This is a genomic window from Sphingosinicella rhizophila (assembly GCF_032378825.1).
In the GTDB taxonomy this organism is placed as follows: Bacteria; Pseudomonadota; Alphaproteobacteria; order Sphingomonadales; family Sphingomonadaceae; genus Allosphingosinicella; species Allosphingosinicella rhizophila.
This window is the reverse complement of sequence record NZ_JAVUPU010000002.1, coordinates 101,835-113,511: the sequence shown is the minus strand read 5'-3', so window position 1 is coordinate 113,511 and position 11,677 is coordinate 101,835. Positions and strand designations below refer to the sequence as shown.

Below are 11,677 nucleotides of genomic sequence, written 5' to 3'. Positions count from 1 at the left end.
CCCGCTTCACGCAAAGGCTCCACCGGAGACGGGACGCAGCACCATCTCCTCTGCGACAAGGGGATCGGAACCAAGTTCCTGACCGGTCCGCTCCAGAAGATCGGCGAGATCCCTGGCCGCGTCTGGCCGGCCGACCAGCCTGGCACGATCGGCCGCATTGCCGAGCGCCGCAGGCGAGAGGCCCAGCTTCTGCATCTGCTTGGCGAGCTCGATCGGCGTGAAATTCCTCTGGGCGATCATGCGCGCGCCGCCTGTCTTCGCCATCTCGCGCGCATTGGCGGTCTGGTGATCGTCGGTCGCGGACGGAAGCGGCACCAGGATCGCGGGACGGCCCGCCGCGGTCAGCTCGGCAATGGTCGAAGCGCCAGCCCGGGCGATGACCAGATGGGCCCAGGCCAGCTTTTCCGGCATGTCGGTAATATAGGTGGCAAGATCGGCGGGAATGCCGAGACGGGCATAGACGGACCGGACCCGGTCGATATCCTCGGTCCGGCATTGTTGGGTGACTTGCAGCCTCCTGCGGAAATGCTCGGGCAGCAAGCCCAGGCCATCCGGGACGACGTGAGACAGGATCGTGGCCCCTTGGCTGCCGCCGGTGACGAGAATCCGGAAGACACCGTCTTCGCTCAGCGCTGGATAGGGCTGATCGCGAAGTTCCAGCACTTCCTCCCGCACTGGATTGCCGACAAGATGAACCTTGGGTTCATGCTTGGGCGACAGACGGTCGATGTCGGGATAAGCGGTGGCGATGGCATCCACCTTGCGCGCCATCAGGCGATTCACCCTGCCGAGCACCGCATTCTGTTCGTGAACCAAGGTCGGGATCCCGTCTCGCTGCGCTGCCATCAAGGCAGGAAGCGCCGGATAGCCGCCGAAGCCGATCACCGCCGCCGGTCGGAATGTCTCGTACAGCCGAGACGCCATGGCGCGGCCGGTATAAATGTTGCGCAGCGCCCGCCACCAGCCGATCGGCCCGCCGCCAAGCCTGCCGGCAGGAAGGACATGCACCTGTACCCCGTTGAACAGGCCGGGGATGCGCGCACCGCGGGCATCGGTGACGAGGGCAGCCCTGTGGCCACGCCGGATTAATTCCTCGGCCAACGCATGGGCCGGAATCATATGGCCGCCGGTGCCGCCGGCGGCGAGCACATAATGGCGCGAAAGCGTCATCCACCGCTCCATTTCACCACATAGGGCGAACGGTGCAGATAGGGGTTGCGGCGCGTGAAGGCGAGCAGGAGGCCCATGCCGATCGACAGCGCCACCATGGAAGAGCCGCCATAACTGATGAACGGCAGTGTCATTCCCTTGGATGGAGCGATCTGGACATTCACGGCCATGTTGATGAGGGCCTGCAATCCGAATTGCGTGACCAGTCCGGCAGCCGCGAACACGATGAAACTATCCTCTTCATGCAACAGGCGGATCAGGACCCTCGCGACGATCACCAGGTAAATGATTGCAATGGCGAGACAGGCGATGATGCCGAATTCTTCGCCGATGACCGAGAAGATATAGTCGGTATGAGGCTCGGGCAGATGGAACTTGCGGACTCCGGCGCCAGGTCCGGCACCGAACAGTCCACCCGCGGTCAATGTCCGAAGGGCGGAATCGGTCTGGTAGGTGTCGCCCCCGGCGAAGAGAAACCCGTCGATGCGCGCAGTTGCCACCGGATAAAAGAAATAAGCGAGCACGATCCCGACCATTGCCGCGACTCCCAGAATGCCGAGGAAGCGGAGCGAAGCGCCGGAAAGGGTTAGCAGCATTACCCAGGCGGCGGCGAATATGATGGTCTCGCCGAAATTGGGTTGCTGCATCAGCAACAATGCAACCAATGCCGTCAGGATTCCGGACAGAGGTACCACCGGCAGTCCCGCATCGCGATCCTTGAGCGACAGCAGCCAGGCAAGCGAGACGATGAAAAGGGGTTTCAGGAATTCCGACGGCTGAAATTGCGCGAAACCGACGCCGATCCAGCGGCGGGCGCCGTTCACCTCGTTACCGATGATCGGAACGGCGAACAGCAAGGCTGTGAAGATGAGGGCTCCGATCAGACACAGCCTGCGCGCCGTCGCCTTCTGCAGCATGGATACGCCGATCATCACAGGGATGGCGACGATGATCCACATCAGCTGCCGATAGAAATAATGGAGCGGCGCGAAGCTGACGTCACCGCCCGAATAACGCGATCCGGCGGCAGGAGAGGCCGCAGCAACGGCGATGAGGCCGATCGCGATCAGGACCGCGACGAGCAGGAGCAGGACCCGGTCGATCTCCCAGAACCAGCGACCCAGTGCGCTGCGATCGGAACGGCCGAGCCGGGCCGAGCCGCTCATCCTTGCCTGTTCGACGACATTCATCCGCGGGTCCTCATGCCAATGCCTCTACCGCCGCCCGGAAAGCATCGCCACGGGCCTCATAATCTCTGAACTGGTCGAACGATGCGCAGGCCGGCGACAGCAGGACGACTTCGCCCGGCTGCGCCGCCTCGGCCGCCACGCCGACCGCCTCGATCAGCATCTCGCACTCGGTCACCGGCACCTTGGAGGCCAGCAATTGGGCGAACATCGGGCCCGCTTCGCCAATCGTATAAGCACCCCGAACATGGTCCAGATAAGGCTCGCAAGCCTGCAGATCATCGGACTTGGCGAGCCCGCCGAGGATCCAGTGGACTGCTGGATAAGCGGCAAGCGCAGGCGCCGCCGAGGTCGGATTGGTAGCCTTGCTGTCGTTGACGAAAAGGATTCCGTTCTTCTCGGCGACCCGCTCCATGCGGTGCGGCAGGCCGGCATAAGTGACGAGCGCGTCGGCAATGACCCGATCGGAGATTCCAAGCGCGCGCGCGGCGGCCACGGCCGCGGCGAGATTCTGGGCATTGTGCGGGCCTTGAAGCGATGGCCAGCGTGATTGATCCTTGATCTGGTCCGATGAAACCAGCATTTTCCGGCCCACCAATTGCCCGGCTATCGCCCGGCTGAAATCGTCCTCGTCGGCGACGATGGCGAGACGGTCGGGCGATTGCATCGCGAACAGCCTCGCCTTCGACGCCGCATAATCCTCCACCCCGTCATAGCGATCGAGATGGTCGGGACTGATGTTCAGCAGAATCGCGATATCGCAATCGAGGCTTTGGGTGAGATCTATCTGATATGAGGAAAGTTCGAGGATATAGACGCCTTCGCCTTCCTCGTTCGGCAGCAAAGGGTCCTGGGACAGGATCGGAATGCCGATATTGCCACCCATCAGGGCGGGACGGCCGGCGCTCTTCACAATGTGGTGGATGAGTGCTGTCGTCGTCGACTTGCCGTTGGTGCCCGTAATTCCGATCACCTTGTGCGGCGGCAAAGATGGCCGCGCTTGAGCGAAAAGTTCGATGTCGCCGATGAGCGGGACATCGGCCTCGCGCGCACGACCCGCGATCGGATGCCGGTTCAGTGGCACGCCCGGAGAAACCACGATCGCAGCGAAGCCGAAGAGCGAGGTCACCAGTGGATCGGCGAGGCGGGCCTTGTCCGCGACGGCGGCCCGCGCCTCTTCACGGCTGTCCCAGGCCATGACCGTGGCACCGCTCGCCGCCAGCGTCTCGACCGCCGACCTGCCGGAACGCGCAAGCCCCAGGACCGCATAGTTCCGACCGGCGAAGGATGGGCCCGTGATCATCTGAGCTTCAGCGTCGACAGACCGGCCAAAGCGAGCACGAAGCTGATGATCCAGAAGCGGATGACGACCGTCGGCTCCGACCACCCCATCTGCTCGAAATGATGGTGGATAGGCGCCATTTTGAAGACGCGCTTGCCGGTCTTTTTGTAGAAGAAGACCTGGATGATCACCGACATGGCTTCGACAACGAACAGCCCGCCGATGATGCCCAGCACGATTTCATGCTGGGTGGCGACGGCGATCGCTCCGAGGGCGCCTCCCAAAGCGAGGCTGCCCGTATCGCCCATGAAAACGGCGGCCGGCGGCGCATTGAACCACAAGAATGCGAGGCCGGCACCGATGATCGCCGAGCAAAGGACGGTGAGATGTCCGACCCCCGGCACATAGGGAATGCCGAGATAGGCGGAGAAGACGGCGTTGCCGACCAGGTAGGAGATGGCGAGGAAAGCGAGGCTGGCGATGATTACCGGCATGGTGGCGAGCCCGTCGAGGCCGTCGGTGAGATTGACCGCATTGCCGAAGGCGACGACCACGAACGCGGCGAAGACGATATAGAAAGGCCCCAGATCGATCACGGGGCCGTTGTAGAACGGGATGTAGAGCTCGGTCCCGGCACCCCAACTGATGATCCAGCACCCGATCGCCGCGACCACGAATTCGGCGAACAGCCGCATGCGGGCGGAAATGCCTTTGTGGCTGCGTTTGGTGACCTTGTCATAATCGTCGAGGAAACCGATGATTCCGAAGCCCACGGTGATGAAGAGGCAAGCCCACAGATAACGGTTGGACAAATCCATCCACAGCAGCATCGCCACGGTCAGCGAGGTCAGGATCATCAGCCCGCCCATGGTCGGCGTGCCGCGCTTGGAAAAATGGCTTTCCGGTCCGTCGCTGCGGATCGGCTGGCCCTTGCCCTGCCGAACGCGCAGCCATCCGATGAACTTCGGGCCGATCAGCAGGCCGATGAACAAAGCGGTGGCGGTTGCCGCGCCGGCACGAAAGGTGATGTAACGGAAGAGGTTGAGAAGGCCCGGGAAACCCAATTGTTCTGATAACCAGAGAAACATCAGCTCTTCCCGTCTGCCAGCGCCTCGACAAGGGCGGCCAGACCGATGGAGTTCGAACCCTTGACGAGCAACGCATCGCCCGGAGCCACCGCCTCTCGCGCAAGGCCGATGGCCGAAGCCGCGTCGGGCACATGCGATATTTCCAGCCTCTGTCCAAGCGCTTTCGCAAGCGGTGCCATCTCTTCGCCCACCAAAATAGCATAATCGACCCGCGCCGCCTCCAGCGGTTGCGCCAGGCCCGCGTGAAACATGTCTGAATCGGCGCCAAGTTCGCGCATCGCGCCGAGCACGGCGATCCGCCGCCCGCGCACGGGCTGGATGGAAAAGGTCTTGAGAGTCGCGGCCATGGAGACTGGATTGGCGTTATAGCTTTCATCGATCAGCAAGGCCTCGCCGCCCGCCAGCGGGATCCGGCGCCGCTCCCCCCGGCCCTTCAAGCCGGCCATGTCGGCGAGGGCAAGGCCGGCCGCGGCGAGATCCCCGCCCATGACCTGAACTGCGGCAAGTACGGCCAGCGCGTTGGAAACCCAATGTTCGCCCGGCTGCGAGATGGTGAAGGTGAGTTCGGCATCCGGCAACGAGGCCGTCACCAGACTTCCGCCGGCCGGCGAGGCGACCACGTCCAGCGCCCTTATGTCGGCGCCCTCCCCAAGCCCGAAGGTGCGGATCTCGGCGGCATGCGGGCGGGCCGCCGCTGCCAGCCGGTCGCGATGCTGGCTGTCATAGGGGATGATGGCGATCCCGCCATCCTCGAGGCCTTCGAAGATCTCCCCTTTTGCATCGGCAATCTCTTCGTCGCTGGCGAAGAAGGCGCGATGCGCCGGGGCGATGGCGGTGACGATCGCCACGTGCGGTCTGACCAGCCGGGTGAGGGCCGAAAGCTCGCCGGCGGCGCTCATACCCATTTCGAAGATGCCGAAGCGGGCGTCAGCCGGCATCCGTGCCAGCGACAACGGCACGCCGGTTTGGTTGTTGTAGCTCTTGACCGACCGGTGGGCGCGTCCGGGCGCGAACCGGTCAAGCGCCGCGAAAAGCGCTTCCTTCGTACCTGTCTTGCCGACCGAGCCTGTAACACCGCAAATGCGGGCCCGGCTCCGCTGCCGCGCATGGCGGCCGAGATCGTCCAGCGCCTTGGCAGTATCCCCGACCAGCACGTGCGGGCCCGTTATGGCCTCGCTCACCAGGGCTCCAGCCGCACCGGCGGTAAACGCGCCGGCGACAAAAAGATGCCCGTCCGTGGCTTCACCCTTCATCGCGACGAAAAGATCGCCCGGCTCGATCTCGCGCGAATCGAACGCCACGCCTTCCACCGCGAACGCACCTTGCGCCCGTCCCCCAGTGGCGGCTTCGATCTCGTCGGAGGTCCAGAGCGGGGTCATGCGGCGCACTCCCGCGCCACCTGGACGTCATCGAATGGGAGCACCCTGTTCCCGACGATCTGACCCTGTTCATGTCCCTTGCCAGCCAGCAGAACGATATCGTCCTGTTGCGCTTCCGCGATCGCGCCGGCGATTGCCTCTCGGCGGCCCGGAATCTCGCGGGCATCAGGGCAGCCTTCCATGATCTGCCTGCGTATAGCTGAGGGATCCTCGCTGCGGGGATTATCGTCTGTAACGATGACGAGGTCGGCGAGGCGCGCGGCCGCCCGGCCCATTTCGGCGCGCTTGCCGGCGTCACGGTCGCCACCGGCGCCGAAAAGGAGGATCAGCCGCCCCCTGGCATGGGGGCGAAGCGCCTCCACGGCGGCCTCGATCGCGTCGGGCGTATGGGCGTAATCGACATAGACGGGCGCGCCAGCACGGCTGATCACGGCCCGCTCAAGCCGGCCGCGCACGGGCTGCACCCGCGCCAAATTTGCAAGAACCTGCTTGAGTTCGCCTCCCGTGGCGATAACGAGGCCCGCAGCCGTGAGCGCGTTGGCGGCCTGATAGGCGCCGATCAGCGGCAATTGGACGACATGGTCCGTGCCGCCGGAGCAGATGGTCAGGCTCTGGCCGAACTGGGTGGCCGCGCGCGCCTTCAACCGTAGCGATTCGCCATTTTCGCCTACCGTGAACAGGCGAAGCCCGCGTTCGCGGCAGATTCGCGCCACTGCCTCCGATTTCGGGTCGTCCATCCAGACGATTGCGGTCCCATCAGGCTCCACCACCTCAGCGAAGAGGCGCATCTTCGCGTGAAAATAATCCTCCATCGTCTGGTGATAATCGAGATGATCGCGGCTGAAATTTGTGAAGGCCGCCGCCTGGACTGGAAGCCCCTCGGTCCGGAACTGGGCAAGACCATGGCTGGATGCCTCGAAGGCGGCATGCGTAACCCCTTCCCGCGCCAGACCGGCCATATTCGACAGGAAAGTCACGATGTCCGGTGTGGTGAGTCCGGTCGTCACCTGGTCATCGGCGGTAGTGACGCCAAGCGTACCGATCGAAGCGGCATGATGTCCGGCCATCCGCCACAATTGACGAGTGAGTTCGACATTGCTGGTCTTGCCGTTGGTGCCGGTGACGGCCACCACCGTGCCCGGGAAAGGCTGGAAGAAGCGTGCCGCCAGTCTGGCAAATGCGCGCCGCGGTTCGTCCGCGGGGATATGGGCGGCGCCTTCGACAAGGACGTCCGGGCGAGCGACGACCGCCACAGCGCCCGCTCTCACTGCATCCGGGATGAAATCCTCGCCGTTGAAGACCGCACCCCGAAAGGCGCCGAAGACCGTTCCCGGCGCGACCTTGCGATGGTCGATGGCAAAGCCGGTGACCTGAGAATCGGACTCGATCCCCGCAAGATCCGCCAAGCGCATCGATCAATGCGCCTGTTCACGTTGAACGTAGCGAAGAACCTCCTGCATGTCGGCATCGACGGCTTCGTTCGGACGGACGCCCAGCAGGGACCCGGTGCGGCCGATGACGCGCGACACGACCGGCGCGACGTTCCAGCCGGCCGTATGGAACCCATAGGTATCGGCCGTTCCCTTGGGATCGTCGAGCATGGCGACGACGACATAACGCGGCTTGTCCATCGGGAATACGCCGGCGAAGGTCGTGACCACGGCGGCGCCGGTATAGCGCCCGCCGCTTATCTTTTCGGCCGTACCGGTCTTGCCGCCGACCCGATATCCGGGTGCGTCCGCCTTCTTGCCGGTTCCTTCGGTAACGACCAGTCGCAGCAGCGACCGCATGCGGTACGACGTATCCTCGGTGAACACACGCCTTCCTTTAGGCACCGGATGCCCGCGATCATGCTTGAGCAATGTCGCTGGACGCCAAAAGCCGCCGTTGAACAACGTGGCATAGCCGCTCGCCAGGTGAAGCGGGGTCACGGCAATGCCATGACCATAGCCCACCGTCATGGTGGCAACCTCTCCCCAATTGCTGCCAGGCGTCAGGGTGCGGCCGCGTTCGTTCAATTCGATCGAGATCGGCTCCAGGAATCCCATCTTCCGAAGGAATTCCTTTTGGCGAACGCCGCCGAGTTCGGCTGCGATCTGGGCAGTGCCGATATTCGACGATTCCTTCATGATCTCCGCGACGGTGCAACTGCGTCCAAACGGATGGGTGTCGGTGATCGTGAAGCGGCCGACCTTCAGCCCGGCCGGGCAATTATAGTGTTGGCCGAAGCCTTTTACGACACCGGCGTCCATCGCCATCGCCACCGTGAAAGGCTTGAAGGTGGATCCGAGCTCATAGACACCCAGGGTCGCTCGGTTGAATCCAGCCTCGATCGCACTTTGACCAGGCGCGTTGGGATTGAGCTGCGGCAGGGACGCCAGGGCGAGCACCTCCCCCGTCTCGATATCCATGACGATCCCGGCAGCGCCGATTGCGCTGAACTTCGTCATCGCTGCGCTCAGCTCGCTCTCGAGAACGGCCTGGACCCGAGCGTCGATCGACAATGCGACCGGGGTACCGCGTTTCGCCGGATCACTCAGCCGCTCGTCGAGGACGCGCTCCATTCCGGCCACACCGCGTCCGTCCATGTCCGTCCAACCCAGCACATGCGACGCCATGACGGTCTGGGGATAGAGGCGCTCCGGCTCGCGATCGAAGACGATCGCCGGTTCGCCCAATGCGTTGACGGCGGCGACCAACTCGGGAGCGGCACGCCGACTCAGATAGGTGAAATTCCTGTCGGAGGTCAGCATCGCCCGATATTGCGCGACGCTCCGTTCCGGGATGAGTTCATTGAGCTTCACCGCAAGCTCGTCCGGATCGCCAAGCAGCTTGCGCGGGTGGACAGCGATCGACCAGGCATCGATGGTCCGCGCAAGAGGCACGCCGTTACGATCGACAATGTCACCCCGCGCCGGAAGCAGCGGATTACCCACAGGGACGACGCTACGATCGGTGAAGAGCTGCAGGAACAGCAGCCGCACCACGATCAGCAAGGTCACGCCAGCGAAAACCAGCATCATCAGCATCAGCCGATGATAAGTGAGCGCCATTGATTGCTGCCGATCGCCGGCGAGCCTTGCCCGTTCCGGTTCGACGGCAAGAGCGGTCATTGGCCTGCTTTGGTCCTCCGGCCCGTTTCAGCATGCGCCGCGGCTCCGATCTCGCGGGCAAGCTTGTCGTCGATGAGGACGGGCTTGGCGGCAGCAACCTCAGCCGGCGGCGTTTGGAAACTTGCGCGATGGATCACTGCCTGCGGCGGCCGCAGCGGCTCCCGCACCTCGGCCACCGCCCGGCGGAGAGCGGGGGCATTCTCCTGCTTCTGCGTTTCCAGTGAAGCCAGGCGTACGGCAGTTTTCTCCTCGATCGTCCTTTCGCGCTGGTCGAAGCGGGCAAGCGTGAATTCGCTCTGCAGAAATTGGCCGGATGCCGGCGCGGACAAGGCCAGCACGTCCGCGTTCCACCGCTCGAGCTGGGACAGCCGGCCACGCGTTCCAAGCTCGGTCTGCAGCGACCTGATTTCCTGCTTGGTCGCGATGATCTTGCGCTCGACGCTGGCAAGCTCGGCGCGCTCGGTGGCGACCTGCAGCGAAAGCATGTAGCAGGCCAGCGCCGCCGTACCCACGGCCGCGACCCATCCGACCGACCTGAAACCACGCGCCATCATGCCGGCACTCCTTCCCTTGACCATGACGATGCCGCAGTGCGGCGGGCGACGCGGAGCGTCGCGGAACGTGCGCGCGGATTGGCGGCGAGCTCCTGTTCGCCGGCCCGGACTGGTCTCGCGACCGCTTCGAAGCTGGGCAACGGCGCGGCCGATTTCCGTTCAGGGAGATGGCGTGAGCCGGTCGGCAGGCTGCCGCTGCGCGCCTTCAGGAATCGCTTCACCAACCGGTCCTCCAGACTGTGAAACGTCACCACGGCGAGCCGACCGCCGGCCTTGAGCACTTGTTCGGCCGCCTCCAGGCCGCCCTCCAGTTCCTGAAGTTCCTCATTCAGATAGATGCGGATCGCCTGAAAAGTGCGGGTCGCCGGGTCTTTCTTCATGCCTGGATGGTGGCCGAGCGCCTTGCGCACCACCGTGGCCAGCTGACCGGTGCGCTCGATCGGCCGGGCAGCCACGATCGCGCGGGCGACGCGGCGGGATTTCGGTTCCTCACCATAATGATAGAGTATGTCCGCAATCTCTTCTTCGGCCGCGTTGTTGAGGAAATCAGCCGCGGTCCGACCTTGCTGGCTCATGCGCATGTCGAGCGGCCCGTCCGCTTGGAAGGAGAAGCCACGGTCAGCGCGGTCGAGCTGCATGGAGGAAACGCCGATATCGAGCGTGACACCGTCGACGGAGTCGACACCACGATCGGCAAGCGCCTGACGCATCCGGGAAAAACGTTCCGGCACAAGCGTCAGGCGCCCCCCGCTTTCATCCTCGAGGATACATCCCTCTCGGATGGCATCCGGGTCGCGATCGAACGCAAATACACGCGCACCCAGATCTAGCATGGCCTTGGAATAGCCGCCGGCACCAAAGGTGCCGTCGACATGAACTTCGTCCTGGCGCGGCGAAAGCGCCGCCATCACCTCAGCGAGAAGCACGGGGACATGATGGGCGGGCGCGCTCATGGAGCGATCCCCCGCTCTTCCAGCCGGTAAGCGGCGAGATCCCTGAGACCCTCGTCTCCGCTTTCGAGCGCGACATGAGGGTTCCAGATTTCGAACGTACCGCCGACGCCGACGAACAGCGCCAGGTCCTCGATCTTTCCTTTACGGCGCATCATCGGGGGCAGGATGATGCGGCCGCTCGTATCATAGGGTACGTCTTCGACGATGCCGAAGGTACGACGGGCGCGCGCGAAATGGGCCTGGGACGTCCCGCCCTGCTCTTCCTCGATCAGGCGGCGACGTTCGATCTCGTTCTGGAGGTAGCGGCCATAGCCGCGATCATAAGCGGTCAGGCACGGATCCACCTCATGGGCACCGATCACCACCGCCTTGGCATCGGACCGACGCTCGATCACACCTCGGATGAACGCCGGCACCGACAGACGCCCTTTGGCGTCCACCGCATTCAGCGCGCTTCCGTTGAAGAGGTGTTCCAAGTCCAACTTTCGATCCGCTCCCCTAGACGGACCCCTCCCCTTCGCGGACGCACATGTCTTTGCGCCGCGTGACTGCCGTCAGCAGGAGTGCCCCGAAACTTTAAGGCAGTGTGAATAACAGGAAGCGGATGGGTAGGGAAGGGGTTTTGATGCCCTACATGGGGATTTCATGCCAATCAGAGGGAGATAGAGCCCATTTCGTGGTTTGTTCCTCAACTTGTTCTGCGGTTGTTCCATGGGATCGGGCTGTGGATAAATCTGGGGGAGAGCGTTGCCATGCGCGATCGGCGACTCCGCGCGACCCACCGGCTCTCATTTGCGCGCTTGGGCCGCCCGCGCCTTGCGACGGGGCACAGACGCATTGCGAGCGAAGGCACACCGAGAGGGCGCCTTTCCAGCTCGCCAGTTCAACTGGACCGTTCCGGAAACCGACCCCGGATTCATTATCTTCCGGCTTTATGAGTCAGGCGATCTC

At 63.8% G+C, this 11,677-nt stretch carries 10 protein-coding genes; all 10 read right to left on the bottom strand.

The features are described 5' to 3' along the window. Positions 1-6 precede the first annotated feature (6 nt). From murG to RQX22_RS03600, 10 genes are read right to left on the bottom strand one after another with little or no spacing between them, the layout of a single operon-like run. Entirely contained in the window at positions 7-1,170 is a 1,164-nt protein-coding gene (gene murG, locus RQX22_RS03645; protein ID WP_315723756.1) for an undecaprenyldiphospho-muramoylpentapeptide beta-N-acetylglucosaminyltransferase, read from the bottom strand. Then, positions 1,167-2,360 (bottom strand): FtsW/RodA/SpoVE family cell cycle protein, encoded by a 1,194-nt coding sequence (locus RQX22_RS03640; RefSeq protein WP_315723755.1) that lies wholly within the window; start codon positions 2,358-2,360, stop codon positions 1,167-1,169. Before RQX22_RS03640 ends, murG begins: the two co-directional genes overlap by 4 nt. A gap of 10 nt (positions 2,361-2,370) precedes the next feature. Then, on the bottom strand, positions 2,371-3,660 hold the full coding sequence (murD, locus tag RQX22_RS03635; protein ID WP_315723754.1) for a UDP-N-acetylmuramoyl-L-alanine--D-glutamate ligase: 1,290 nt from the start codon (positions 3,658-3,660) through the stop codon (positions 2,371-2,373). Beyond that, complete coding sequence (mraY, locus tag RQX22_RS03630; RefSeq protein ID WP_315723753.1) at positions 3,657-4,727, bottom strand: phospho-N-acetylmuramoyl-pentapeptide-transferase; 1,071 nt, start codon at positions 4,725-4,727, stop codon at positions 3,657-3,659. Before mraY ends, murD begins: the two co-directional genes overlap by 4 nt. Beyond that, the gene (locus RQX22_RS03625; RefSeq protein WP_315723752.1) at positions 4,727-6,106 is read right to left on the bottom strand and encodes a UDP-N-acetylmuramoyl-tripeptide--D-alanyl-D-alanine ligase; all 1,380 of its coding nucleotides are present in this window, start codon (positions 6,104-6,106) and stop codon (positions 4,727-4,729) included. The genes mraY and RQX22_RS03625 overlap by 1 nt, the downstream gene beginning before the upstream one ends. Further along, positions 6,103-7,518: a UDP-N-acetylmuramoyl-L-alanyl-D-glutamate--2,6-diaminopimelate ligase gene (locus RQX22_RS03620; RefSeq protein ID WP_315723751.1), complete on the bottom strand. Its 1,416-nt coding sequence runs from the start codon at positions 7,516-7,518 to the stop codon at positions 6,103-6,105. The genes RQX22_RS03625 and RQX22_RS03620 overlap by 4 nt, the downstream gene beginning before the upstream one ends. Positions 7,519-7,521: 3 nt before the next feature. Continuing rightward, positions 7,522-9,219: a peptidoglycan D,D-transpeptidase FtsI family protein gene (locus tag RQX22_RS03615; RefSeq protein WP_315723750.1), complete on the bottom strand. Its 1,698-nt coding sequence runs from the start codon at positions 9,217-9,219 to the stop codon at positions 7,522-7,524. Continuing rightward, positions 9,216-9,773 carry a hypothetical protein gene (locus RQX22_RS03610; RefSeq protein ID WP_315723749.1) on the bottom strand — a complete coding sequence of 186 codons (558 nt, stop codon included), beginning with the start codon at positions 9,771-9,773 and terminating at the stop codon, positions 9,216-9,218. The genes RQX22_RS03615 and RQX22_RS03610 overlap by 4 nt, the downstream gene beginning before the upstream one ends. Then, positions 9,770-10,726 (bottom strand): 16S rRNA (cytosine(1402)-N(4))-methyltransferase RsmH, encoded by a 957-nt coding sequence (gene rsmH, locus RQX22_RS03605; RefSeq protein ID WP_315723748.1) that lies wholly within the window; start codon positions 10,724-10,726, stop codon positions 9,770-9,772. The genes RQX22_RS03610 and rsmH overlap by 4 nt, the downstream gene beginning before the upstream one ends. After that, positions 10,723-11,208 (bottom strand): division/cell wall cluster transcriptional repressor MraZ, encoded by a 486-nt coding sequence (locus RQX22_RS03600; protein ID WP_315723747.1) that lies wholly within the window; start codon positions 11,206-11,208, stop codon positions 10,723-10,725. Before RQX22_RS03600 ends, rsmH begins: the two co-directional genes overlap by 4 nt. Positions 11,209-11,677: the final 469 nt, after the last annotated feature.